At 55.4% G+C, this 25,673-nt stretch carries 26 protein-coding genes; 11 read left to right on the forward strand and 15 right to left on the reverse strand.

Translation table 11 applies throughout. From position 1 onward, the window contains the following. Positions 1–203 precede the first annotated feature (203 nt). Positions 204–1,412 (forward strand): glycine C-acetyltransferase, encoded by a 1,209-nt coding sequence (locus KVT28_RS23300; RefSeq protein WP_110868205.1) that lies wholly within the window; start codon positions 204–206, stop codon positions 1,410–1,412. Further along, positions 1,409–2,437 carry an L-threonine 3-dehydrogenase gene (gene tdh, locus KVT28_RS23305; protein WP_217550422.1) on the forward strand — a complete coding sequence of 343 codons (1,029 nt, stop codon included), beginning with the start codon at positions 1,409–1,411 and terminating at the stop codon, positions 2,435–2,437. Before KVT28_RS23300 ends, tdh begins: the two co-directional genes overlap by 4 nt. Positions 2,438–2,467: 30 nt before the next feature. Here the strand turns inward: tdh and KVT28_RS23310 are convergent, their stop codons facing one another. Genes KVT28_RS23310 through envC form a run of 4 tightly spaced genes read right to left on the reverse strand, consistent with a single transcriptional unit; the run spans position 2,468 to position 6,813 of the window. After that, positions 2,468–3,379, reverse strand: a complete 912-nt coding sequence (locus KVT28_RS23310) for a hypothetical protein (protein WP_101760673.1) — start codon at positions 3,377–3,379, stop codon at positions 2,468–2,470. Continuing rightward, a complete protein-coding gene (locus KVT28_RS23315) occupies positions 3,372–4,592 on the reverse strand; it encodes a glycosyltransferase (RefSeq protein WP_101760672.1) in 1,221 nt (406 codons plus the stop codon). The genes KVT28_RS23310 and KVT28_RS23315 overlap by 8 nt, the downstream gene beginning before the upstream one ends. A gap of 19 nt (positions 4,593–4,611) precedes the next feature. Continuing rightward, entirely contained in the window at positions 4,612–5,508 is an 897-nt protein-coding gene (locus KVT28_RS23320) for a divergent polysaccharide deacetylase family protein (protein WP_101760671.1), read from the reverse strand. A gap of 3 nt (positions 5,509–5,511) precedes the next feature. Further along, positions 5,512–6,813 carry a murein hydrolase activator EnvC gene (envC, locus tag KVT28_RS23325; protein WP_101760670.1) on the reverse strand — a complete coding sequence of 434 codons (1,302 nt, stop codon included), beginning with the start codon at positions 6,811–6,813 and terminating at the stop codon, positions 5,512–5,514. Between the two features lie 249 nt (positions 6,814–7,062). Here envC and KVT28_RS23330 point away from each other — a divergent pair, with 249 nt between their 5' ends. From KVT28_RS23330 to cysE, 5 genes are all read left to right on the forward strand, one after another. Then, the gene (locus KVT28_RS23330) at positions 7,063–7,494 is read left to right on the forward strand and encodes a rhodanese-like domain-containing protein (RefSeq protein WP_101760669.1); all 432 of its coding nucleotides are present in this window, start codon (positions 7,063–7,065) and stop codon (positions 7,492–7,494) included. Positions 7,495–7,512: 18 nt separating this feature from the next. Next, on the forward strand, positions 7,513–7,767 hold the full coding sequence (gene grxC / locus KVT28_RS23335; protein WP_007885328.1) for a glutaredoxin 3: 255 nt from the start codon (positions 7,513–7,515) through the stop codon (positions 7,765–7,767). 40 nt (positions 7,768–7,807) lie between these two features. After that, positions 7,808–8,272 carry a protein-export chaperone SecB gene (gene secB, locus KVT28_RS23340; protein WP_101760668.1) on the forward strand — a complete coding sequence of 155 codons (465 nt, stop codon included), beginning with the start codon at positions 7,808–7,810 and terminating at the stop codon, positions 8,270–8,272. Then, positions 8,272–9,291 (forward strand): NAD(P)H-dependent glycerol-3-phosphate dehydrogenase, encoded by a 1,020-nt coding sequence (gene gpsA, locus KVT28_RS23345; RefSeq protein ID WP_101760667.1) that lies wholly within the window; start codon positions 8,272–8,274, stop codon positions 9,289–9,291. The genes secB and gpsA overlap by 1 nt, the downstream gene beginning before the upstream one ends. A gap of 69 nt (positions 9,292–9,360) precedes the next feature. Beyond that, the gene (gene cysE, locus KVT28_RS23350; protein ID WP_007885334.1) at positions 9,361–10,176 is read left to right on the forward strand and encodes a serine O-acetyltransferase; all 816 of its coding nucleotides are present in this window, start codon (positions 9,361–9,363) and stop codon (positions 10,174–10,176) included. Here cysE and trmL read toward each other — a convergent pair. The 3 genes from trmL to cpxR are packed head-to-tail and all read right to left on the reverse strand — an operon-like array spanning position 10,173 to position 12,753. Then, positions 10,173–10,646 (reverse strand): tRNA (uridine(34)/cytosine(34)/5-carboxymethylaminomethyluridine(34)-2'-O)-methyltransferase TrmL, encoded by a 474-nt coding sequence (trmL, locus tag KVT28_RS23355; protein ID WP_101760666.1) that lies wholly within the window; start codon positions 10,644–10,646, stop codon positions 10,173–10,175. The genes cysE and trmL overlap by 4 nt on opposite strands. 35 nt (positions 10,647–10,681) lie before the next feature. After that, positions 10,682–12,058, reverse strand: coding sequence for an envelope stress sensor histidine kinase CpxA (gene cpxA, locus KVT28_RS23360; RefSeq protein WP_101760665.1), 1,377 nt, complete (start codon positions 12,056–12,058; stop codon positions 10,682–10,684). Beyond that, on the reverse strand, positions 12,055–12,753 hold the full coding sequence (gene cpxR / locus KVT28_RS23365) for an envelope stress response regulator transcription factor CpxR (RefSeq protein ID WP_007885339.1): 699 nt from the start codon (positions 12,751–12,753) through the stop codon (positions 12,055–12,057). Before cpxR ends, cpxA begins: the two co-directional genes overlap by 4 nt. A gap of 150 nt (positions 12,754–12,903) precedes the next feature. Here cpxR and cpxP point away from each other — a divergent pair, with 150 nt between their 5' ends. From cpxP to KVT28_RS23385, 4 genes are all read left to right on the forward strand, one after another. Beyond that, complete coding sequence (gene cpxP, locus KVT28_RS23370; protein WP_101760664.1) at positions 12,904–13,416, forward strand: cell-envelope stress modulator CpxP; 513 nt, start codon at positions 12,904–12,906, stop codon at positions 13,414–13,416. A 202-nt stretch (positions 13,417–13,618) separates the two neighbouring features. Next, positions 13,619–14,521, forward strand: coding sequence for a CDF family cation-efflux transporter FieF (gene fieF, locus KVT28_RS23375; RefSeq protein ID WP_217550424.1), 903 nt, complete (start codon positions 13,619–13,621; stop codon positions 14,519–14,521). Positions 14,522–14,730: 209 nt separating this feature from the next. Continuing rightward, the gene (pfkA, locus tag KVT28_RS23380) at positions 14,731–15,693 is read left to right on the forward strand and encodes a 6-phosphofructokinase (protein WP_101760662.1); all 963 of its coding nucleotides are present in this window, start codon (positions 14,731–14,733) and stop codon (positions 15,691–15,693) included. A gap of 146 nt (positions 15,694–15,839) precedes the next feature. Further along, positions 15,840–16,829: a sulfate ABC transporter substrate-binding protein gene (locus tag KVT28_RS23385; protein WP_217550426.1), complete on the forward strand. Its 990-nt coding sequence runs from the start codon at positions 15,840–15,842 to the stop codon at positions 16,827–16,829. Between the two features lie 45 nt (positions 16,830–16,874). Here KVT28_RS23385 and KVT28_RS23390 read toward each other — a convergent pair whose 3' ends face one another. The 8 genes from KVT28_RS23390 to KVT28_RS23425 all read right to left on the reverse strand — a co-directional run bounded on the left by KVT28_RS23390 (position 16,875) and on the right by KVT28_RS23425 (position 25,525). Then, a complete protein-coding gene (locus KVT28_RS23390) occupies positions 16,875–18,044 on the reverse strand; it encodes a cupin (RefSeq protein WP_217550428.1) in 1,170 nt (389 codons plus the stop codon). A gap of 10 nt (positions 18,045–18,054) precedes the next feature. After that, positions 18,055–18,837 (reverse strand): HpcH/HpaI aldolase/citrate lyase family protein, encoded by a 783-nt coding sequence (locus KVT28_RS23395; RefSeq protein WP_101760659.1) that lies wholly within the window; start codon positions 18,835–18,837, stop codon positions 18,055–18,057. Then, on the reverse strand, positions 18,819–19,535 hold the full coding sequence (locus KVT28_RS23400) for an alpha/beta fold hydrolase (protein WP_217550430.1): 717 nt from the start codon (positions 19,533–19,535) through the stop codon (positions 18,819–18,821). Before KVT28_RS23400 ends, KVT28_RS23395 begins: the two co-directional genes overlap by 19 nt. 2 nt (positions 19,536–19,537) lie before the next feature. Further along, positions 19,538–20,719: an MFS transporter gene (locus KVT28_RS23405; RefSeq protein ID WP_158238591.1), complete on the reverse strand. Its 1,182-nt coding sequence runs from the start codon at positions 20,717–20,719 to the stop codon at positions 19,538–19,540. A 10-nt stretch (positions 20,720–20,729) separates the two neighbouring features. After that, a complete protein-coding gene (locus tag KVT28_RS23410) occupies positions 20,730–21,491 on the reverse strand; it encodes an SDR family NAD(P)-dependent oxidoreductase (protein WP_217550431.1) in 762 nt (253 codons plus the stop codon). 10 nt (positions 21,492–21,501) lie between these two features. Next, positions 21,502–22,821, reverse strand: coding sequence for a histidinol dehydrogenase (gene hisD / locus KVT28_RS23415; protein WP_217550433.1), 1,320 nt, complete (start codon positions 22,819–22,821; stop codon positions 21,502–21,504). Between the two features lie 170 nt (positions 22,822–22,991). Continuing rightward, positions 22,992–24,293: an amidase gene (locus KVT28_RS23420; protein ID WP_217550435.1), complete on the reverse strand. Its 1,302-nt coding sequence runs from the start codon at positions 24,291–24,293 to the stop codon at positions 22,992–22,994. Next, positions 24,290–25,525: an MFS transporter gene (locus KVT28_RS23425; protein WP_192415330.1), complete on the reverse strand. Its 1,236-nt coding sequence runs from the start codon at positions 25,523–25,525 to the stop codon at positions 24,290–24,292. The genes KVT28_RS23420 and KVT28_RS23425 overlap by 4 nt, the downstream gene beginning before the upstream one ends. Between the last annotated feature and the right edge of the window lie 148 nt (positions 25,526–25,673).

The following is a 25,673-nucleotide window of genomic DNA, read 5'->3' on the forward strand; positions in this document are numbered from 1 at the left end:
AACAGGAGGTTTCACCCACGAATGCCTATCATCATAACATTTCAGCCAGACGCAGGCAGCCAGATGACGCCGTATACGCTGCACAAATCCTGTTCGCAGCGTGAACTATGCTGCAAAACCGAGATATTGATGGCTGAAATGTCGTTGATTCGCTTTTCGATCAGTAATATGTGCCAAATATTTGCTATCTGAGGAGCATAATCATGTCCAGTCAGTTTTATTCGCAAATTCGTCAACAACTTGAGACAACACGTCAGGACGGATTGTTCAAACAAGAACGCACCATCACGTCGGCGCAGCAGGCAGAAATCAACGTAGCTAACAGCCCGCCCGTCATCAACTTCTGCGCCAATAACTATTTGGGTTTAGCTAATCATCCGGCATTGATCCAGGCGGCGAAAGACGGCATGGATACGCACGGTTTTGGCATGGCCTCGGTGCGCTTTATCTGCGGCACGCAGGACATCCACCAGCAGCTGGAACACAAGCTGGCCGCGTTCCTCGGCATGGAAGACGCGATTCTGTTCTCGTCCTGCTTTGATGCCAACGGCGGCCTGTTTGAAACGCTGCTCAGCGCCGAAGACGCGATTATTTCAGATGCCCTTAATCACGCATCGATCATTGATGGCGTGCGTTTGTGTAAAGCGCAGCGCTATCGTTACGCCAATAATGACATGAGTGAGCTGCGTGCGCGTTTACAGGAAGCACGCGACAAAGGCGCGCGCCACATCCTGATTGCCACCGATGGCGTGTTCTCGATGGATGGGGTGATTGCCAATCTGCAGGGCATTTGCGATCTGGCCGATGAATTCGATGCGCTGGTGATGGTCGATGATTCCCATGCGGTGGGCTTTGTGGGTTCTGCCGGACGCGGCACGCACGAATATTGCGGCGTGATGGATCGCGTCGACATTCTGACCGGCACGCTGGGTAAAGCGCTGGGTGGCGCATCGGGCGGCTACGTGGCGGCGAAAAGAGAAGTGGTTGAGTGGCTGCGTCAGCGCTCGCGTCCGTATCTGTTCTCCAACTCGCTGGCGCCCGCGATTGTGGCTGCCTCGCTTCGCGTGCTGGAGCTGCTGAGTGAAGGTGACGGTTTGCGCCAGCGTCTATGGGAAAATGCCCGCTTCTTCCGCGAAAAGATGACTGCCGCAGGCTTCACGCTGGCCGGCGCAGATCACGCCATCATCCCCGTGATGCTGGGCGATGCCAAAGTGGCGCAGCAATTTGCCAGCCTGTTGCAGCAGGAAGGAATCTACGTCACAGGCTTCTTCTATCCGGTGGTACCGCAAGGTCAGGCACGTATCCGCACGCAGATCTCTGCCGGACATACGCAGGCGCAGCTGGAACACGCCGTGGCGGCCTTCACCCGTATTGGTCAACAGCTGGGCGTTATTTCAGGAGCAGGGAAATGAAAGCACTCGCCAAATTAAAAGCCGAAGAAGGCATTTGGATGGTCAAGGACGCGCCAATACCTGAACCCGGCCATAACGACCTACTGATTAAGATTCGTAAAACCGCTATCTGCGGTACCGACGTGCACATCTACAACTGGGATGACTGGTCGCGCAAAACCATTCCGGTGCCGATGATCACCGGCCACGAATATGTGGGTGAAGTGGTGGGAATGGGCCAGGAAGTTAAGGGCTTTGCCGTTGGCGATCGTGTTTCCGGTGAAGGCCACATCACCTGCGGCCATTGCCGCAACTGCCGCGCTGGACGCACGCATCTGTGCCGCAACACGGTAGGCGTTGGCGTTAATCGTCAGGGCTGCTTTGCCGAATATCTGGTGATTCCGGCGTTTAATGCCTTCAAAATTCCCGACAACATTTCTGACGAACTGGCGGCGATTTTCGATCCCTTTGGCAATGCGGTGCACACTGCGCTGTCGTTCGATCTGGTGGGCGAAGATGTGCTGATCTCCGGTGCCGGGCCGATTGGCATCATGGCGGCGGCGGTGTGCAAGCACGTCGGCGCGCGCCATGTGGTGATCACCGACGTCAACGACTATCGCCTCGATCTGGCGCGCAAAATGGGCGTAACGCGCGCTGTCAACGTGGCGCAGGAAAATCTGCGTGATGTGATGGCCGAACTCGGCATGACCGAAGGTTTTGATGTCGGTCTGGAGATGTCTGGTGCGCCACCGGCGTTCCGCACCTTACTGGAGGTAATGAACCACGGCGGCCGCATCGCGCTGCTGGGCATTCCGCCGGGCGAGATGTCCATCGACTGGAATCAGGTGATCTTTAAAGGCTTGTTCATCAAAGGCATCTACGGCCGCGAGATGTTCGAAACCTGGTACAAGATGGCGGCGCTGATTCAGTCCGGCCTCGATCTCACGCCTATCATCACCCATCGCTATCACATTGATGAGTTCCAGCAGGGCTTTGATGAGATGCGCTCGGGAAGATCCGGCAAAGTGGTGTTGAGCTGGGATTAATTCATTCTCCGGCCTGGTGGCCGGAGAGTTTCAGGATTGTTTCTTTTCATCATCCGTCAGGTAGCGCACTTTGCGGGTGTAGTCCTGGCCTTTAAAGGTGAGTGGCTGGGTGGGATCCAGTAAATACTTTTGCCATTCACTCAATGGAAATCCACCGTGCGCGCCAATGACGTCTGCCGGAATGGTTGCTGAGCTACCGCCAATCTTTTTGGAAACCGGCCAGTTTGCCCATTCTCCTAAATTGACCGTGCGAAGATCCAACATATCCAACAAAGCGGCGAGGGGAAGCTGATCCGTCGGCGGTTGGCTGTCATTCATTAATTCCCAGGTATCCTGAAAGAGCGTTAACCAGAGTGGACAAATGCGTTTCCAGGTTTGTCGGGTTGCCGCCAGGTACGCACCATTAACGTGATCTTCAAAATAAGGTCTTATCGATGGCCGGTAATAGGCGGGAATGGCCTGTGCTTCCGCGCCCTCTAGCTTGGCGATCATTTTCCCGTTACGGAAACTGGAGTAAAGGTGGCCTGGATGCATACGAATATCAGGCGATTTAAGCAAATTCAGATCCGAATCAATCATTAAAATACCGTCGCCTTTGGCTTGTAAAGGCGCCTGAATTTTAATTAGGCGACTGCGATAGATTTGCTTATAACGATAACTTTCCTCGCGATGCGGAACATTGAGCGTTACCACGCGGCAATTATGTGGAAGTTTGCCAAAAGCCTGCTCAGATTGGTCGCTCACGATAACAATCTCTTCCATTTCCGGCGCAAACCGACGAGCAAACTCAGCGCTTAATAACGCTTCTTCAACATAATCCGCGCCAGTGCACGGAATAACAACCGAGGTAACCGTAACGTCGCCTTGCGTATTGCTTTGCGCATAAGGAATATTATGACGTGCACGAATATGCCGACGATTTTTGTTCAAAAAATCAAACATGAGTTTTCCTTTCAATACTGTTATCCAATATCGTCTCTACCCCGGCCACATAGTTTTCAATGGCGTAGCATTCGCGTACACGTTCTTCGGCGGTGTTAATGAGACGCTGGCGTAAACTTGCGTCTTGCCATAATACGGCAAGATGCGCACTTAATTGTTTAATATCGCCGTATTCGAATAATAATCCGGTTTCGTTGTGGCTAATTAGTTCTGCCGTTCCAACTACGTTCGAACCAATCACGGCCGTTTTCACCAGCATGGCTTCCAACACGACGCGCGGTAGGCCTTCACTACTTGAAGCGAGAATAAAAGTGTCAAACGCCGCGAGGTAATCCAGAGGGTTATTTTGAAAGCCAGTAAACACAATATTCGACGCAATGTTCTCTTTGCGCGCCAGCAAGACCAAATTCTCCTGTTCCGGCCCGGCACCCACCACTACCATTTTCCAATTGGCTTCGGGATGTATGCGTTTGAATTGGCCCAGCGCCTGGAAGATATGATGGTTCGCTTTACGCGTAATAAGAGAGCCGATGGATCCAAAAATAAAGGTATCAGGGGAATAAGCCAGGCGGGCGCGAACGGCTTTGCGATCCGGTAAGGCCTGATGAATATCGATAGCATTTGAAACGGTGAAGCAACGCTGCGCATCAATGCCGCTTTGGCGCAAAGTCTGATTTACGCCATGCGAAACCGCAATAACGGCATCAACGCGTTTATTAACCATGTCCACTAACACTGAATTTAACTGTGGCTCAATGCGGCAATGTTGAATCAGTGCAACCTGCAAATCCTCAACCGCGCGATAGCCTTCAACATTGGTGCTCGGTTGATTATTCATATACAGCGCGTCATATTGCCCAGCTTGCATAAGAGATGAAATCTGTTGGGCGTTTGGCAATACACGCCATTTTTCGTCAACCCGACCGATCATCTGCTTCTTTAAAGAGCGGTTAAAAATGAATAGCGTGCGTAACAGCTCTTTGGCGATTTTCGCCCATTTCGGCTGACGACGCTGGGCGATAAAAACCACCGGAATGCCAATCGAATTGAGAATTGACTCAATGGTTTCACTGTTGCCGCGAGAATAGTTGTTGTAGAAACAGCAGGTAATATCGAACCTCTGCCGATCAATGCGCTTGAGCAATTCGAGCATACTGTTGGTACCGCCGCCCCATTCGCGGCCGGTATCCAACAGCAGAATTTTTCTTCTCATTGAATTTCTTTTCCCGAGCTCAGAAGAGCTGCCTTATTGTCTGAACCAATAGACTTTGCGCAATGCTTTCACTGATCAACTCAACGGCATAGTGCTGCGGCACGGGCGGCAACGGTTTGCCCGGCTTACACACGCCTGGCGCACGGAAGCGTGGCGGCTGCGTTTTGGATGGCGGCGAAGCCGCACCCTGATGCAGCGGCTCATTCAGCAACTGGCTTGGCCGCACTAGCGTGATATCGGCTGGCAATGTCGGCAGCATCTGCTGCAAGACGCGCACCGTCGTCGGATGCGGATGACCAATCGCAATGGCATAACCATCGCGCTGCGCAAGTTTCACCGCGCGGGTAAACTGCGCGCGGATTGAAGCCTCATCCTGACTATCATCAAGGAACACGCGGCGTTTCAGGACGTTAACGTTGGTACCTTGCGCGGCTGGGATCGACTGACTATTGCCAATCGTCATGCTATCGAGAAAGTAATAATTGTAGTGATTGAGCACCTGCATCACTTTCTGCATGCCGGGCAGGCTGGAGGTCATTTTGCTGCCCATATGGTTATTCAGGCCAACCGCAAAAGGCACTTTGCCGCTGGCTTCTCGAATAATCCGCTCGATTTCCGTGCTGCTCATCTCGGGCGTCAGCGTGTCTTTTTCCAGCGGCTGTTTGCTGAGCGGCGCCATCGGCAGGTGGATCAGCACTTCGCGACCACCCTGATGCGCTTTGGTGGCCATCTCACGCGCATGGGGCGCATTCGGCAGGACCGCAACGGAAATCGCGGTGGGCATCTGCAGCACTTTATTCTCTTCTTTTGGCCGATAACCAAAGTCATCAATCACGATTGAGAGTTTTCCCGCATGGGCGGAAAGTGACAGAAACAGGCCGCACAGGGCGGCCGAGAGCTTAGAGGGTTGAAACAAAACTTATCTTCCTAACCACGGTAGTGGATTGACGGCCTGTCCCTGGCGTCGGATTTCAAAGTAGAGCGAAGGCGTGCCGCGGCCGCCGCTGGTGCCCACAAGGGCGATAGGCTGTCCTGCCTTCACCTGAGCACCCACGCTCACCAGTGCGCTTTGGTTGTAGCCATAAAGGCTCATATCACCTTTACCGTGTTCCAGAACGACAACCAGACCATAGCCTTGCAGCCAGTCGGCCATCAATACGCGTCCATCAGCGATGGCTTTCACTTCGGTACCTTCTGGCGCATCGACCACCAGACCTTTCCAGCGCAATTCGCCCTGCATCGATTCACCGAAGCGATGTTCAATACGTCCCCGTACCGGCCAAACCGCTTGCCCGCCGGGCTTGCCTAATCCGCCGGTACGCGCCATCAGCTCGCGCTCACTCTGCGTTGGCTGATAACTTGATCCTTTGGCTTTCGCCTGCGCCTGACGCTGACGCACTTTTTCCGCCTCGCGCGCTTCGCGTTCCGCACGTTCGCGTGCTTCACGCTCTGCCTTAACGATTTTGCTTTGCAGGCGGCTTTCGTTCTCACGCATTTCAACCAGGTCCGCCTGATCTTTCTCCAGCGAGCTTTCCAGTATGGTGAGCGTTTTCTTACGCGCCGCGCTGGCGACTTCCAGCTTGCTTTGCTGCGTCTGCTGCTGGGCCAACAACGATTTTTGCTGCTCCTGTTTGCCCTGCAATGATTGACGCTGTTCCGCTAATTGCTGCTGGGTTTGTTTGAGATCGTCGATGTTTTTCTGGCGTGCGGCGTTGAGATAGCCGAAATAGGCAAGAATACGCTCACTGCGCTGGGCTTCTTCGCCTCCGAGCAGCAACTGCAGACCATTATGCTGTCCCTGACGGAAGGCGGCATCAAGCTGTTGTGCCAGCAGTTTTTCCTGCTGTGCTTGCTGCTTTTCCAGCCGCGAGATAGAAGAGGTGACCTGCGCGATTTCACCCTCGAGCGTGCTGAGGCTGTTACGCGTTTCGCGCAGCTGACGGCTGGCCTGCGCAATCACTTTTTCCTGGCTTTGCAGCTGATCCAACAACTTACTGCGCTGCACTTTCTGCGCTTTAACGCTCTTTTCTTTCTCGGCAATGTCCTGCTGAATGGACTTCAACTGCGTTTTACTGTCGTCCGCACTGTGAGCGGCGGCAGGAAGTAATAATGTGCCCGCCAGAAGCAGACTCAGGGAGATTTCGGACCAGCGAAATGACAACGGAAGCGCAGTGCCGTTGTAACGGGTCCTTGTGTGTGTAACGGTCGCTTTTCCCTTCATAGTCGATAATTATTCCACGATGAACAGCCGCTTACCAGTTAGCCCGGCCGGGTTTTACTTTACTAAAAATGTCTGTACCGAGCTTACCGGCATAAACTTTGTCTTAATTTTGGGATTAGAACACTTTTTTTGGAAAATGACGCACAAATCGTAACTCTGTCCCCTTAGCGACTGTACATGCGAAGTGGCGCAGGTATACTCAGAACCCTTGTTTTAGCTTATCAGCCCGGTTTGGAGTCGTTACCCCTCATGCAAGAAATTATGCAGTTTGCAAGCAATCACCCCATCCTCAGTCTGGCATGGGTCGCTTTACTCGTTCTCGTGATTGTGACCACCGTTAAAGGTATGTTCTCTAAAGTAAAAACTATCAGCCGTGGTGAAGCTACCCACCTGATAAACAAAGAGGACGCGGTGGTGGTAGACGTGCGTTCACGTGACGATTACCGCAAAGGACACATTTCTGGGGCTATCAACGTAGCGGCAGCAGACATCAAAAAAGAGAGCTTGGGCGAGCTGGAAAAGCACAAGTCACAGCACATAATTGTAGTTTGCGCGACCGGTCAAAGTGCGGGTGAATCTGCAGCGAAATTGAGCGCAGCGGGTTTTGAAAAAGTCTCTGTACTGAAAGATGGCGTGAGCGGCTGGAGTGGTGAAAATCTGCCACTGGTGCGCGGTAAATAACTTCTCAGAGGTAACCGTATGGCGAATGTAGAGATCTACACCAAAGTCACTTGTCCTTATTGCCACCGTGCAAAGGCGTTGTTGGATCAGAAAGGCGTGTCGTTCCAGGAGATTCCCATTGACGGGAACGCGGCGAAACGTGAAGAGATGATTCAACGCAGCGGCCGCACTACGGTGCCACAGATTTTTATTGATGCGCAGCACATTGGCGGCTGTGACGATCTTTACGCGCTGGATGGGCGTCAGGGACTTGATCCTTTACTCCAGGCATAACTTTTCGGTCAGACAATTTTAACTCACAGGATTTAGTCACATGTCAGAGCAAAGCAGCAGCGAAATGCAGTTCCAGATTCAACGTGTTTACACCAAAGATGTTTCTTACGAAGCGCCAAACGCACCGCAGGTTTTCCAGAAAGAGTGGGAACCGGAAGTGAAGCTGGATCTGGACACCGCCTCTTCTCAGTTAGCTGATGGCGTTTTTGAAGTCGTTCTGCGCGTTACCGTAACGGCAACCGTTGGCGAAGAAACCGCATTCCTGTGTGAAGTACAGCAAGCGGGCATTTTCACCATTAGCGGTATCGAAGGCACGCAGATGGCGCATTGCCTCGGCGCGTACTGCCCGAACATTCTGTTCCCGTATGCACGCGAATGCGTAACCAGCCTTGTGTCTCGTGGTACTTTCCCGCAGCTCAACCTGGCGCCAGTGAACTTTGATGCGCTGTTCATGAACTATCTGCAGCAGCAAGGTGAAGGCGAAGCGCCACATCAGGATGCCTGATGACTACACTCAACGCTTCAATTAGCGTCATCGGTGCCGGCTCGTACGGCACCGCATTGGCCATCACGCTGGCCCGCAACGGCCATCCGGTTCTGCTCTGGGGCCACAATCCTCAAAGCGTGGCGCAGCTGCAAGCTGACCGCTGCAATGCTGCTTTCCTGCCCGATGTCCCTTTCCCTGATAATCTCGTTCCTGAAGCCGATCTGGCAACCGTGGTTAACGCCAGTCGCGATCTGCTGGTCGTCGTGCCGAGCCATGTATTTGGCGACGTGCTGACGCAGCTTAAGCCGCATTTGCGTGCCGATTCGCGGATTGTCTGGGCGACTAAGGGGCTGGAAAAAGAGACCGGCCGGTTGCTGCAGGATGTGGCGCGTGAAATCCTCGGCGATGCGATTCCACTCGCGGTGATTTCCGGACCTACCTTTGCAAAAGAGCTGGCAGCCGGCATGCCAACGGCCATCGCACTGGCATCCACCGATGCGGAGTTCGCTGAAGACCTGCAGCAGAAGCTGCACTGCGGCAAAAGTTTCCGCGTCTACAACAATCAGGATTTCATCGGCGTGCAGTTAGGCGGCGCGGTGAAGAACGTGATTGCGATTGGTGCGGGGATTTCTGACGGCATTGGCTTTGGTGCCAACGCGCGTACCGCCTTGATCACTCGCGGCCTGACGGAAATGAGCCGTCTTGGCGCAGCGCTGGGCGCCGATGCCACCACCTTTATGGGCATGGCCGGTTTAGGCGATCTGGTGCTGACCTGTACCGATAATCAGTCGCGCAACCGTCGTTTCGGCATGATGCTGGGGCAAGGCGAGAGCGTAGACGAGGCGCAACGCATTATCGGACAAGTTGTAGAAGGCTACAGAAACACCAAAGAAGTCAAAGCGTTGGCCGCGCGCGTCGGCGTAGAAATGCCGATTACCGAGCAGATTTATCAGGTGCTCTATTGCGGAAAATCAGCGCGAGAGGCAGCATTGACCTTACTTGGCCGTGCAAGGAAGGACGAAAACAGCCAAAGCTAAAGCAGGATGCGCCAGCGTCACCACCTGTAGCGCCCCATCAGGCGCTCTTTTTATCGGGAGCAAACAGCAATGTCGTCTGAAGAGTTAGAACTGGTCTGGAACCATATCAAAGCCGAAGCCAGAGCCCTGGCCGACTGTGAACCGATGCTGGCCAGCTTTTACCATGCGACACTGCTCAAACACGAAAACCTCGGCAGCGCGCTCAGCTACATGCTCGCTAACAAGCTGGCGAACCCGATCATGCCCGCTATCGCTATTCGCGAAATCGTGGAAGAAGCCTATCGTGAAGACCCAGAGATGATTGTCTCTGCGGCCTACGATATTCAGGCTGTACGCCAGCGCGATCCCGCCGTTGATAAATACTCTACGCCGCTACTTTACCTCAAAGGTTTCCACGCCTTGCAGGCTTATCGCATCGGCCATTGGCTGTGGAAAGAGGGCCGCCGAGCGCTGGCTGTCTATCTGCAGAACGAAATCTCCGTCTCATTTGCCGTGGATATTCACCCGGCGGCACGCATTGGTCGCGGCATCATGCTTGATCATGCTACCGGCATTGTCATCGGCGAAACGGCAATCATTGAAAATGATGTTTCAATTCTGCAATCGGTGACGCTCGGCGGTACTGGTAAAACCAGCGGCGATCGCCATCCGAAGATCCGTGAAGGTGTGATGATTGGCGCCGGCGCCAAGATTCTGGGCAACATTGAAGTGGGGCGCGGCGCAAAAATCGGAGCCGGTTCAGTTGTCCTGCAGCCTGTACCGCCGCATACCACGGCGGCCGGCGTACCAGCGCGCATTGTCGGTAAACCGACCAGCGATAAACCGTCGATGGATATGGATCAGCACTTCAACGGCGCAGGCTTTGAGTACGGTGACGGCATCTAGCCTTTGATCAGTGCGCCAGCATAATCGAGTTGGCGCCACGCTTCATACACCACCACTGATACTGCATTAGACAGGTTCATGCTGCGGCTCTCCGCCATCATCGGAATGCGGATTTTCTGCTCAGCGGGTAGCGCGTTGAGAATTTCTGCGGGTAAACCGCGACTCTCCGGACCAAACACCAAATAATCACCCTTCTGATAGCTCACCGCGCTGTGCGCAGGCGTTCCTTTGGTGGTGAGGGCGAACATGCGCTGTGGCGTTTCTGTTGCCAGAAACTCTGCGTAATTGGCGTGTTTTTTTAAGGCGGTATATTCGTGGTAATCCAGCCCGGCGCGGCGCAGGCGCTTGTCATCCCAGGCAAAGCCCAGCGGTTCAATCAGGTGTAACTGGAAACCGGTATTTGCGCACAAGCGAATGATGTTGCCGGTATTTGGCGGAATTTCAGGTTCAAATAAGACAATGTTTAGCATAAGGCCCCCAGAAACGAGGGCCGAAGCATAACAAATTATTGACGGGCGGAGTACAGTGGCAGCCACAGCGTGAGGCGTAAACCGCCAAGAGGGCTGTCATCCGCTTTAACCCAGCCGCGATGCTGCTGGATGGCGGTTTCGACAATCGCCAGGCCTAATCCGGTGCCGCCTGACTCACGATCGCGCGCCTCATCGGTGCGGTAGAACGGACGGAAAATCTGCTCGCGATCTTCTGGGCTGACTCCTGGACCATCATCATCGACATGAATGGTGATGCCCGCAATATCTACCGAGAAGCTGACGCTGATGTGCGAATTCGAATAGCGCAGCGCATTACGCACGATATTTTCCAGCGCACTCTCCAACGCATGGGGATTACCGTACAGCGGCCACGGGCCAGGCGGATAGGGCACTTCCATCAGTTTGCCCATCTGCTCGGCTTCAAATTTGGCATCTTCCAGCACGCCATTCCAAAGCTGATTGGCCTTCATCGCTTCGCTAACCAGCGCGTTATTGTGCTGCGTTCGCGACAGCACCAGCAGATCGTTAATCATGCCATCCAGACGCTGCGCTTCCGTTTCAATGCGCTGCAGCTCTTTGCCTTCACCGTTACGGCGACGCAGGAGCGCGGTTGCCAGCTGCAAGCGAGTTAACGGCGTACGCAATTCATGGCTGATATCGGATAGCAGACGCTGTTGCGCCGTCATCATGCGTTCGAGCGCGCTCACCATTTGGTTGAAACTGGAACCCGCAGCCAGAAACTCTTGCGGCCCCGATTCCAGTTCCGGATGCTGGCGCAAATTGCCGCTTGCCACTTCATCCGCCGCATATTTAAGTTTGCGCGCGGGGCGCGCCAGGCTCCACGCCAGCCACAGCAGCAGCGGCGAGCTGATCAGCATCGTGACAATCAGCAGCAGTAGCGGGCGGTCAAACAGCAGATTAACGAAATCGAGCTGCGAGCTGGTGGCAGGACGAATCAGGTAGAGCTGATAGTTGTCTTCGCCATCGCGGACCGCGAAAGGTCCAACCATCTCCACGCGACCATACTTTTTCTTTTGTGGGTGGTCGGCGTTATCCGACTGCCCAATAAAGTTGCGGATGATCTGCATTTCATTGTGCTGCGCGCCAATCACCCGGCCTTCGCTGGTCACTAATAATAAACGCTGACCGGGCGGCGCCCATTTGTCGATGGAGCGGAACAGGCGACGCCACCACATTAAGTCGTTCGGCGGATCCTGAGACAGCTCCGCTTCAACGTGCTGTTCAATCATGGTGCCCTGACGCTGCTCGCTTTCCAGTAACGCGGTCATCTGGCGCGAATCGAGTTTAGGCACCATGAGAACCAGCATCAACACCAACGCTAGCGTGAGCCAGAAGATGGCGAAGATGCGGGTGGTTAAACTTCCAATCATGATGCCGAAACCATCAGATAGCCGCGTCCGCGTAGGGTTTTAAACCACGGATGACCATCACGACGTTCCGGCAATTTACGACGCAGGTTAGAAATGTGCATATCGATAGCGCGGTCAAACGGTGTCAGACGTTTGCCCAGCACTTCCTGACTAAGGTGCTCACGCGATACCACCTGACCCAGATGCTGTGCCAGCAAATAGAGCAGGGTGAACTCGGTGCCGGTGAGATCCAAAGTTTCGCTGTCGAAGCTGGCCTCCTGACGACCCGGATTCAGGCGCAGGCAGTCGACTTCCAGCGTTGGTGAGCTGTTATCGTGCTGCTGTTGCTGCTCGCTCCAGTTTGAACGGCGCAGAATGGCACGAATACGCGCTACCAGTTCACGATCGTTAAACGGTTTAGGCAGATAGTCATCTGCGCCCAGTTCAAGGCCCAGAACGCGGTCCAGTTCGCTGCCACGTGCAGTCAGCATAATGACCGGAGTTTGGTGCTGTTGGCGTAGTTCTTTCAAAGTGTCGATACCGTTCTTCTTCGGCATCATCACATCAAGCAATAGCAAGTCCACGGTGTTGTCTAGCAGGTTAAGCGCCTGCTCACCATCGCTTGCCACAATGACTTCAAAACCTTCCATCTCAAGCAGTTCTTTAAGCAGCGAAGTTAATTCGCGGTCGTCATCAACCAACAGGATTTTATTCATTTTTTATTGCCCTCCGCAGGCAAAATACCGTGTTCCTTGACTTGCAATCCAACGCTTTACGTAGTTTTACACCCCCTGACGGATGTTTGCAGCCACCGCCGTACACTGGCTCTCGTTGAATCGCAAAACGGAACGAACTGGGAGTTAACGATGCGCTACTTAACCGCCGTCGTCATTGCCTCAGCGATGGTTCTCAGTCACGCCAGCGCCGAAGCAGCAGACACGACGACGATTGACGAGATGCATCCGAACAGCGGATTGACGACAGGCAGTATGACGCAAAATCCGCAAAGCTACATGTTCGATGGCATTGAGCTGACTGAACAACAGCGACAACAGATGCGAGACCTGATGCAGCAAGCGCGACACGAACGCCCAACCATCAGCGTTCAAGATATAGAAACTATGCATGACCTTGTCATTGCAGACAAATTTAACGAATCGGCTATCCGACAGCAGGCAGAGAAACAAGCCCGCGCAGCGGTAGAACAGCAAGTCGAGATGGCTCGGGTTCGTAATCAGATGTACCACCTGCTAACGCCTGCACAGCAAGCGACATTGCAGAAAAATTATGAGCGACGATTAGCTGAAGTTCGTCGGCTCTCAGGATTGCAGCCATCATCACCGCTGCAAGCAGTGAGTAGTACCAGCAGTAACCAGTAACATAGTATCCCTGTTTTCCTTGCCATAGACACCATCCCTGTCTTCCCCCGCATGATGCGGGGGTTTTTTTTGCCTGTCATTTCTCTCTAACATCATTGCCTTAAAATTCAATCACGCAGCACACTTATGCCGATGATAAACTTTAGCCATCTTGAGACCTAAAGGCCGCACCTATGAAGCGTGCGACCCGGCGAGGCATAGCATGGATTCTTCCTATGCAAAGTTAGTGAATCGGGCGGCGCTGGCGGCGACTACGTTGGCGACGTTGCTGTTAATCGTGAAAATTTTCGCCTGGTGGCATACCGGTTCAGTCAGTATGTTGGCGGCGTTAGTGGATTCATTGGTGGATATCGCCGCTTCACTCACCAATTTGCTGGTGGTGCGCTACTCACTGCAGCCGGCCGATGACGATCACACCTTCGGCCACGGTAAAGCCGAATCCCTGGCCGCGCTGGCGCAAAGCATGTTTATCTCCGGCTCGGCGCTGTTTCTGTTTCTCACCGGCATTCAGCATCTGGCCTCACCCGAAACCTTACATGCGCCGCTGGTGGGTATTGTGGTGACGGTGATTGCGCTGTTTTCAACCCTGACGTTGGTTGCTTTCCAGCGCTGGGTGGTGCGACGCACGCGCAGCCAGGCGATTCGCGCAGACATGCTGCACTATCAATCTGACGTGGTGATGAACGGCGCAATATTGGTCGCTCTCGTTTTGAGCAGCTATGGTTTTGTACGGGCGGATGCGTTGTTCGCGCTCGGCATCGGCGTTTACATTCTCTATAACGCGTTGCGGATGGGTTATGACGCGGTACAGGCGCTGTTGGATCGCGTTTTGCCCGAGCATGAAACGCAGGAGATTATCAACGTGGTGACCAATTGGCCGGGCGTACGCGGCGCGCATGCATTACGCACGCGACAATCGGGCCCCACGCGTTTTATCCAGCTGCATCTGGAGATGGAAGATCAGCTGCCGCTGGTGCAGGCCCATCAGGTGGCCGATCAAATTGAGCAGGCGTTACTCAAGAGGTTTCCCGGCTCAGACGTCATCATCCATCAAGATCCCTGTTCTGTTGTGCCGAGCAATCAACATGGATTTTTTCAAGGTTAGCGATTTAAAATCATGCAATTACACAAAAAAAGTGACGTAACGCTAACAACTCTGTAAAAAATTAGCGAAAACTTGTCTGACCTGAATCAATTCAGCATCAAGCGTTTGATATACTATTTTGCAACTATTAAGCCATGCGATCGCGAGCTGGTCCACGCCGGACACATGGCAGGAATAATCCTTAGTTTTTGAACAATCCAGAGGTTGTCATGATCAAAAAAATCGGAGTACTGACCAGCGGCGGCGACGCCCCAGGCATGAACGCAGCCATTCGCGGAGTTGTACGTTCCGCGCTGAGTGAAGGACTGGAAGTTTTTGGTATTTACGACGGCTATCTGGGATTGTACGAAGATCGCATGATCAACCTTGACCGCTACAGCGTGTCAGACATGATCAACCGCGGCGGCACCTTCCTCGGTTCCGCCCGCTTCCCAGAATTCCGCAACGATGAAGTGCGCCAGACCGCGATTGATAACATGAAAAAGCGTGGTATTGATGCGCTGGTGGTTATCGGCGGTGATGGTTCCTACATGGGGGCTAAGCGCCTGACCGAAATGGGCTTCCCGTGCATCGGCCTGCCTGGCACCATTGATAACGACGTAGCAGGTACTGATTACACCATCGGTTATTTCACTGCGCTGGAAACCGTGGTTGAAGCGATTGACCGCCTGCGTGACACCTCATCTTCCCACCAGCGTATCTCCATCGTGGAAGTGATGGGCCGTTACTGCGGCGATTTAACCCTGGCGGCAGCGATTGCCGGTGGTTGCGAGTTTATCGTGCTGCCTGAAATCCCGTATACCCGCGAAGAGCTGGTTGCTGAAATCAAAGCCGGCATTGCCAAAGGTAAAAAGCACGCCATCGTGGCGATCACCGAGCACATCTGCGATATCGACGATCTGGCGCACTTCATCGAAGCTGAAACCAAACGCGAAACCCGCGCTACCGTTCTCGGTCACATTCAGCGTGGCGGCGCACCTTGTGCCTATGACCGCATTCTGGCCTCGCGCATGGGTTCCTACTCCATCGAGCTGCTGCTACAAGGCTACGGCGGCCGCTGCGTCGGTATTCAGAACGAGAAGATGGTGCATCACGACATCATCGATGCGATTGAAAATATGAAGCGTCCATTCAAACGCGACTGGCTGGATACCGCGAAAAAACTCTACTGATTATTCAGCATCAAGGCGCGACGCGATTCGCGCCTTTTTTATGCCTGCTCATATTCCGTGCGGTTATAACAGCTTATTTTTAATTCTTTAATCCGTGGATAAGTTTGTGTCAGTCTTGTTCTATAACGACCTCGGGAGAGCAAGCAATGAATAAGTGGAGTATTGGTGTCACCCTGTTACTGGCTTCAACCAGTGTTCTGGCAAAGGATATTCAGCTGTTAAACGTCTCTTACGATCCAACCCGTGAGCTGTACGAGCAGTACAACAAAGCGTTTAACGCGCATTACAAGCAGGAAACCGGCGACAACGTGGTGATTCGCCAGTCGCACGGCGGTTCAGGTAAACAAGCAACCTCAGTGATCAATGGCATCCGTGCTGATGTGGTTACGCTGGCGCTGCAATCTGATGTCGATGCTATTGCTGACCGAGGTCGTATCAATAAAGACTGGATTAAGCGCCTGCCGGACAACTCCGCACCCTACACCTCAACCATCGTGTTCCTGGTGCGCAAAGGCAACCCGAAAGGCATTCATGATTGGCCAGATCTGATCAAACCGGGCGTTTCCGTCATCACGCCAAACCCGAAAACGTCAGGCGGCGCACGCTGGAATTATCTGGCTGCATGGGGCTGGGCGCTGGATCAGAACAACGGCGATCAAGCCAAAGCGCTGGCTTACGTGAAATCGCTGTTTAAGAACGTAGAAGTGCAGGATTCCGGCGCACGTGGTGCCACTAACACCTTCGTGGAACGCGGCATTGGCGATGTGCTGATAGCGTGGGAAAACGAAGCCTATCTGGCGGTAAATAAGCTGGGTAAAGACAAGTTTGAGATCGTCACCCCAAGCGAATCGATTCTGGCGGAGCCAACGGTTTCGGTAGTGGATAAAGTGGTCGACGAGCAGGGCACCCGCAAAGTAGCCGAAGATTACCTCAAGTATCTCTACTCGCCGGAAGGTCAGACTATCGCGGCGGAAAATTTCTATCGTCCACGTGATAAAGCCGTTGCGGAGAAATTTGCCAATAAATTCGCCCCGGTAAAACTGTTCACTATCGACAACAAGTTTGGTGGCTGGACGCAAGCCCAGAAAACCCACTTCGCCGATGGCGGCAGCTACGACCAGGTGATGAAGCCATAACGTACATCGTCAGGTCGCCATTTATGGCGACCTTTTTACATACGATTACGCCTCTTGCGTCGCCAACCGCCGACCGGCACGCTGGGCCACCAGCGGCAACAATGCCTGACGTACCAGATAGCCATCTGGATCCAGCCCCCAACCTAACGCAGCAGCGGCATCGACAATCGCTTTATCCCATTCCAGTTTTTTCCGTCCGTCACCCGCAGTGGTAATCACCACTTCACACGCATGATCGGATGCCTGATAGCGACGCCAGCTGCCTGCCGGCACGGAAATCACCGAACGCTCCGGCGCGGTCATCGTCACTTCTTCACCATCACGATTGAAGGTCACAGTAAGCGTGCCCTTAAACACCATGAGTACTTGCACCTGTGCGCAGCGGTGCGTACCCATCTCGCCCGCTTTTGGCAAAGCCAGCCACTCTACTGAGAAGCCGTGTGGTGTGTTGATGGGCGGAGCGACCTGACGATCCTGATTGATGCCATAGCCGATAACGGGTGCCATACGCGCACCGTGACCCGGCAACATGGCATCCAGTAGCGCGTGATCGCTCCAGGCGCGCTGCTCACCGGTGACGGCAAACTGCGCCATCTGCTCGGGCGTAAAATGCTGTAACTGCGCCATCTCCACCTCGGGCAGCGGCGGCATACGCTCTGCAACCGGCGGGATCGCCGCGCCGGTTGAGGTATCGATCAGCATGTTATTGGGGCTGAGATAGAGTCCATATTCCGCCGCTGCCGACATCACATCGGGATGCCAGATAATGCCGCCGGTGTTATCGCCGCCCAGCACGGTAAATACCCAGCCATCGGTATCGGTAGCCGACACATTGGTGAAGCCACGGAAAATCCAGGTGGGCAGGCTGACAATCGCCGGAGCGTCGAGCTCCAGCGACTCTTCGCCTTTATTCCCCCAGCGGAAACGCCAGCGGCCTTCATGGATCAGGAAGACTTCGGCAGTGAAATGCAGATGCAGATTATTGGTCACGCCTTTTGGCATCGCCGCCGCGCCAATATTAAAACCGTGCGCTTCAGGAATATTGATCACCTGCTCAGACGACTGCGTCACGCCCGGCCCGATAAACGAGTAATTCTGCTTGAGATGCGAACCCGGCAGTTTGCAGTCGATAAACGCCAGATTGCACGACACCATATCTTGCGGCGCAATCAGGCGCGCACGTGCTGCTGTAGCGGACAATGTTTGCTGTTTCATCTTCTTCTCCTCAATAACCCGAACCAGAACGAACAGGCAACGCCTCACCGCGCGCGGTGGCGACAGCGTGGCGTGCGGCATGCGTTAGCTGCATCACATCATTGGCGGGGGTCACCAACTGAAAGCCCTGTGCGATGCGCTGTGCGGCGGCTTCTCCGCTGGTACAAAAAATACCGGCCAGTTTGTGGCCGGCGCGGGTGCGGCTCAGCACCCGTTCAATGGCATTTAACATCTCAGGATGCTGCGATTCGGCGCTGGCCTGGCCGGTGAGGGTAAGGGACAGATCGTTGGGGCCGATAAACACGCCGTCCAATCCCTCGACGTCGAGAATGGCATCAAGATTGGCCAACCCCGCGCGTGTTTCAATCATCGCCAGCGTCAGAATTTGCTGGTTAGCATGCTGCGGATAATCTTTGCCGCCATACAGCAGCGCACGCGCTGGACCAAACGAGCGCGAACCTTGCGGCGCATAGCGGCAGGCATCGACAAACTGCTGCGCTTCGGCGGCATCGTTGATCATCGGGCAGATAATGCCGTAGGCGCCGGCATCCAGCATGCGCATAATCTGCGCCGGCTCGTTGTGCGAGACGCGCACCAGCGGCGTCGCGGGTGTGGAGGATAGCGCCTGCAACATGCTGAGTGCGGCGGCGAAATCGATCAGGCCATGTTGCAGGTCAACGGTGACGGCATCAAAGCCCTGATGTCCGGCAATCTCGGCGCTGTAGCTGCTGGGGATCGCCAGCCAGCCGTTAATAATCGGTTCACGGCGTTGTTTTAAAGGGTTGATACGCATAATTCACTCCTCTTAATCCAGGTTTGCAGCGCGCGGGCACAAGCTTGCGGCTGCTCCAGCAGCAGAAAGTGTCCGCACTGCTCAAGCGTGATGTGGCGTGCGGCGGGAGCCGCTTTGACAAGCAGGTGATGGTGTTCGGGGGTGCAGATGGCGTCGCTGTCGCCGTTGAGGATCAACAGCGGTGCCTGCAGCGCCGGTAAGGTATGCCGTAAATCGCGACGTTGTAGGGCGATGGCGGTCTGTTGACGAAAGCGCTCAACGCTGCTGCGTTCTGCCATCGTCACCAGCGCGCCAAGCAGCTCGCGATCCGCCAGCCGCGATGCATGCACATAGCGCGGCCAGAGTTGCTCAATCACCGATCGCATACCGTTTTTCGCAGCTCGATCAAGCAAGGCAATACGTCCCGCAGCGTTGACCGGCGCATCCGCCAACGGATTCACCGCCAGCAGCGCGAGGCCCGCGATGCGTTGCGCGGCTTGCGCCTGCATCTCCAGTGCCACCAGCGCACCCAGCGAGAATCCCACCAGTAAAAAGCGCGCCGGCAAATCATTCAGCAGCTGTGCCGCGAGCTGTTCGGCGCTGTCAGCACCGCTCATCTCGGGAATGATCATCGGCTGCTGCGGTAGATGGCGGCAAAGCGGTTGCCACAACGCGCCGTCGCACAAGGTACCGCCCAGTAACACCAAAGGCAGTGACATGATTAGCCCTCCGCCACAGGACGGGCATTCACCATCCGCATCACATGGCGCACCAGCAGCAGCGACAGTAATGAAATAATGCCAATCACCATAAAGCCCTGCTGCATCGCGAAGTAATATTTGATGTAGCCGACCAGCACCGGGCCAAAGAAAATCCCGGCGGAGTAGATGCTTTGATATAGCCCAACGCGAGTGGATTGCTGCCAGGCGGGCGTGCGGGTGACGATCAGCGAATTCAGCACGGTGGAGATCATGCCGAAGGCACAGCCCGCCAGCGCCTGCAAGCCATACAGCAGCCAGATATTGGGCGCGTAAGGCATGGCTATCGCTACGGCCCCTTGCAGCACGCCGCCGATAATTGCCGTGTTGCGTAAGCCCAGCAGGCGATAGAAGAAGGGCGCGCACAGCGCGGTGGCCAGCGCATAAAAGAACAGATGGATGCCGCTTAGCGTCGCCAGCGAAGCGGCCGCCATGCCAAAGCCTTCTGCCAGTAGCGGCGTCAGCGTGTCGCGCGTGGCAAATGGCACCATCATCACCAGTGCACAGAGTCCGCCGAGATACCACACCGAAGGATCACGCAGCTGAGTGCGAACCGCAGAGAGACGTTGCGCCGTGGGCATCGCTTCCGGGCGTTTTTCACGGATAAAGAATGTCAGCAAAAAAGCCAGCAGCGCGGCAGCGGACGCCACCAAAAAGCTCGATTCGGCACCGAAATGACGGGCAATAAATCCCGCCACCGAAATCCCGATAAAAGTGCCTACCGGCGAGGTGACGCTCAGCATGGCGATCGCGGCGGCGGCTTCCAGCGGCGGGAAGTAAGCCACGAACATCACGTTATACACCACCCACGTCGCGCTGGTGACGCCATCGGCGAGCTTGGCGATAAACAGTGTTTCCGGTGTCGGCCAAAGGTAAACCACCGGCCAGGCGATAAGCGTAAACAACAAGCCAATCTGGATAATGCGTTTGCGGCGGCGAAAGCGGTCCGACAGAATGCCGGTCGGAAAACGCAGCAGCATCGAGGCCAATCCGGTCGCGCCGATGATAATTCCCATCACGCGCGCCTCGACATTCAGCGACATGATGTAGGGGGCGAGAAACGGATCAAAGGCGTGAATGCTGATAAAAAACAGCAAGCTAATAATGAAAAACAGCAGCACATCACGACGCAATAACGCTTTCATAATGAGTTCCTCAATAAGCCGTCCAGCCGCCATCCACCTTCAGCGCGCTGCCGGTGACCAACGCTGCGGCCGGTGATGCCAGAAACACCACCGGCCCCATCACATCTTCCAGCGTGCCAAGACGACCAATCTGAATGCGGCGCAGCGTCTGCTGGCGAAACGCTTCATCTGCCAGCGAGGCCTGCGACAGTTCGGTTTCGATAAAGGTGGGGCACAAGGTGTTGATGCGAATGCCATCGCGTCCCAGCTCCAGCGCCATGGCACGCGTCAGCCCTTCCAGCGCCGCTTTTGATGCGCAGTAGACGCTGCGCTGCGGGCCGCCGACGTGCGCCATCTGCGAAGAGAGATGGATAATGCTGCCGCCGTGTCCGGCGGCCTGCATACCGGCCGCGACCTGCTGCGACAGGAAAAACGTGGCGCGCAGGTTTACGTCCATCACCGCATCAAAGTTGGCTTCGCTGACCTCGCTAAACGGCTGATGGCGCGCCAGCCCGGCGCTGTTGACCAGCACATGAAAGCTCGGCAAATCGTGTAGTGTCTGGCGCACCGCGCGCGTGTTGCAGACGTCGAGCGGCAGCGGATGCAATGTCAGGCCGGCGCTCGCCGCCTGCTGCACGCCGTGCGCCAGGCGATCGGTGTCGCGCGCGGCAATCCACACCTGCGCTCCGGCGTCGGCCAGCGCGATAGCGGCGGCAAAGCCGATACCGCGCGAGCCGCCGGTCACCAGCGCGCGCTGTCCATCCAGGCGAAATAAAGGGGTAGTCGGAACCATGCGCGCCTCCTTATTTCACCGTAACCGGCGCGGGTGCGGCGTAGGCCACATCCTGCTGGCCGTAGCGGCGCACGCGAATGTTGGCCTGTTCGGCATGACCGGCAAAGCCCTCCAGCAGCGCCAGGCGCGAGCAGTAAGCGCCGATTTCTGCCGAAGCCGCATCGCTGGTGACGCGCTGCCAGGTGCAGGTTTTCATAAATTTGCCCACCCACAAGCCGCCGGTATAACGCGATGCACCCAGCGTGGGCAGCGTATGGTTGGTGCCGATCACCTTGTCGCCATAAGCCACATTGGTACGCGGCCCGAGAAACAGCGCGCCGTAATTGCGCATGTTCTGGTGATACCAGTCATCGCGATCGGTCATCACCTGCACGTGTTCAGAAGCGATGCGGTTGGCTTCTGCCAGCATCTCATCGTGATCGGCACAGAGAATGATTTCGCCATAATCGTGCCAGGCTTGTTGCGCCACATCGGCGGTAGGCAGTTGCAGCAACAGCTGGTGGATATAGCGCTCGGTCTCCTGTGCCAGCTGGCGCGAGCAGGTCAGCAGAATCGCGGGTGAGGTGGGGCCATGTTCCGCCTGGCCGAGCAGATCGGTTGCGCAGAGTTCACCGTCAACGCTGTCATCGGCGATCACCAGCGTTTCGGTCGGGCCAGCGAACAGGTCGATGCCAACGCGGCCAAATAGCTGGCGTTTGGCTTCGGCCACCCACGCGTTGCCCGGCCCGACTAACATATCGACCGGCGCAATCCGCTCAGTACCAATCGCCATGGCGCCCACCGCCTGAATGCCGCCGAGCGCATAGATCTCGTCGGCGCCGGCCATCGACTGCGCCGCAACAATGGCTGCAGCCGGTTTACCGTGAAACGGCGGGGCGCAGCTCACGATGCGATCGCAGCCTGCGACTTTGGCGGTAATGATCGACATATGCGCCGAAGCCAGCAGCGGGTATTTGCCGCCCGGCACGTAACAGCCGACATTGCTGATGGGAATGTTGCGATGGCCAAGTATCACGCCCGGACGCGTTTCAATCGCCAAATCGGTCAGGCAATTTTTTTGCGCCTGAGCGAAGTTATGCACCTGCTCCTGAGCGAATTCGATGTCGCGAATATCTTGTTTGGTCAGCTGTTGCAGGCAGGCATTGATCTCCTGCGGCGTTAAGCGGAAATCATCGCGGGCAAAGCCATCGAACTTAATCGAGAGTTCGCGCACCGCGTCATCGCCGCGCGCTTCAATTTGCGCCAGCACTGCTTCCACATCGCTGCGAACGCGCTGTTGCTGCTGTTGGCGTTCTGCTTTCGCTGCCGCCTGTTTTAACCAGATTGCCATGCTCTTTTCCTCATCATTGATTGCTGTTAATCAGGTTTGCATACGTATGCAAAGAGCGTAAAGAGGCTGAAAGGGGAAAAAATGAAAAGTGAGAATGTGCGCAGTTTTTTCAAATTGCAGGCAGCAGAAAGCCCCGCAGAACGGGGGTTAACATGATGAATTTTCTGGTTTTACAGTCGCTCTATCGCCAAAGCGAGCGCCAGCAATGCTTCTTCATCAGGCGCTGGATAGAGCAGTTCCAGCCCCAGCGGCAAACCGTTAGTCAATTGACCAAACGGCAACGTTACGGCGGGTAAGCCGCTGATGGCCGCCAGCTCCGGCGCCCAGCCCGGCGGCATCTTCTCCAGTGAAATCGGAGTGCGCTGGCTGGTGGGATAAATCAGCGCATCCAGCCGCTGATCCTGCATCTGCTGTTGCAGTTGCTGACGCAAATGGCGTTGAAAACGGCGTTGCTCGCGCCATGCGGCACACACCAGCGCGCTGCGCGTGAGGTGTAATTGCAGCAGTTCATCGAACTCGGCGAGATGTTCGCCTCGTGCCAGCAGATCCGAAAGCGAAGCAGGCGCATGGTCCATTTTGCTTAGCCAGCGGGACATCGCCGGATGGAATTCGCGCAGGCTGAGACAAGGTTCCTGCGCCACGCGCGATGATAGCGGTAACCGCAGCGGAATCAGTGTGGCGCCCGCCCGCCGCAGACGAGAGAAAGCCAGTGCTAATGCCTGACGTTGCGCGTCATCATCGCCTGACAGATCGTTAATCATACCCAGCCGCACACCCCGCAAGGTTCGCTGCGCTAGCGGGCGCACCGGCAGCCCATGCGTTACCTGATGCAGCAGCGCCGCATCATCCACGCACCATGTCATCGGCCCAACGGTGTCTTTGCTGAGCGAAAGCGGTGCGACGCCGCGCAGCTGGCGGCGGCGAAATGCCGGACGCAGTCCCACCAGACCGGTCCATGCCGCGGGAATGCGAATCGATCCGCCAGTATCACTGCCGAGTGCCGCATCCGCCATACCGGCCACCACCGCCGCTGCGCTGCCGCCGCTTGAGCCACCGGCGGTCAGCTGTGGATTCAGGGGATTGCGCACATCGCCGCCGAGCGAACTGCGCGAACGTACGTCAAAGGCGAACTCAGACAGATTCGCTTTGGCGAGAATCAGCGCACCCGCAGTTCTCAGGCGTGCAATTACGCGCGCATCTTCACGTGGCTGTGCTTCGGCCAGCGCCCGGCAGCCGAGCGTGGTAGCCATGCCGACGCAATCAATATTATCTTTTATCACCAGCGGAATGCCGTGCAGCACGCCAACCGGCGCGCCGCTACGCCATAAGCGATCGCAGCGCTGTGCCTCTTTCATCACCTGGGGATTAATACTGATAATCGCGTTGAGCGCGCGACCTGCGTTGATAGCGGCTAAGCGGCGTTCAACCTCTTCCGCACTGTTGCGCTGCGGTTGCAGGCGCGCGGCACTCATTTCACCGCATCCTGCGACAGCATGCCGCTCGCTTTACGTGCCGCTGGCGGCAACTGACGCTGCTGCACCCGTTTTGCCGCTAGCGGTGTTAACACGCCAGCGATCAGACACAAGCCACCAATCACCCAATAACCCGCGTAGACATTGACGTGTTGCAACAACACGCCCATCAACACCGGGCCGAAAAACATGCCGCACGAATAGATGGTTTGAAACAGCCCCATCCGGGTGGTTTGTTCATGTTCCGAAGTGTTAACCACGCTCAAGGACATAAACACGGCAAACGCCATGCCAAAGGAAAAACCGGCCAGACCTTGCCACAGGTAAATCAGCCACATGTTGCTGGTCAAGGGGACGAAAATTGACGAGATGATTTGTAATCCGATGCCCACCAGCGCGGTGTTAACCAAGCCCAGCCGCTGATAAAACACGGAACTGCACAATGCCACGGCCACACCATAAAACAACAAGTGGATATTACTCAGCACTGCCAGCGTGCCCGCCTTGGCACCTAACTGCTGAGCGTATATGGGCGTGAGCGTGTCGCGAGTGGCAAACGGGACCAAAATCACCACCGTCGCCAGCAGCCCAATAAACCAAATTGAGCGGTCCGCTAGCTGGCGTTTAGCGCTGTCGATACAGGCTTTGAGGTGCGGCGCTTTGTGGCTATCTTCCTCTTCACGAACGCGCAGGCTGAGAAGCAGCGCCAGGCAACCGGCAATCGCTGGCACAAAAAACGCCTGCGTACTGCCCAGCCATAGGGCAACGGCACCGCAAATGGCATTGCTAATAAATACGCCAATCGGCCCGGCCAATGCCAACAGCGCCACCGCAGCCGGCGCGTCGTCACGACGAAAATAGCGAATAAAAATGATGTTATAGAGCACCCAACTCGCGGCAGCGATGCCGCAGGCCAGCTTGGCCAGCCAGAATGTCAGCGCAGCGGGGAACATCCACGCCAGCGGCCAGGCAATCACCGGCAGCAGCAGGGCGAACTGCATAAACACTTTGCGATTTTTCATCACGTCAGAGATGACGCTGAGCGGAAAACGGATGCACAGCGACGCCAAACCAGAGGCGCCCATGATCATGCCGATGGTTTGCGGTTCAATGCCTAATCTCACCATGTAAGGCGCCATGAAGGCATCGAAGCCGTGAATGCAGATAAAAAACAGCACGCTCATGGTGAAAAACGTCAACAGCTCGGGACGGCTAAACAGTGCTCGAAACATGTTAAACCTCTTATCAACGCAGATAAGTGACTAAAAACGCGGGTTTCATCCTGAGTCCGGGTCGGTTATGTTGCATGCATTGAATACGTATTCAACGGCCGAAGTTACGAAATGATTTCATGTTTGTAAAGTGTGTGCTTGGCAATGT

The organism is Pantoea sp. GbtcB22 (genome assembly GCF_019091025.1).
In the GTDB taxonomy this organism is placed as follows: Bacteria; Pseudomonadota; Gammaproteobacteria; order Enterobacterales; family Enterobacteriaceae; genus Pantoea; species Pantoea leporis.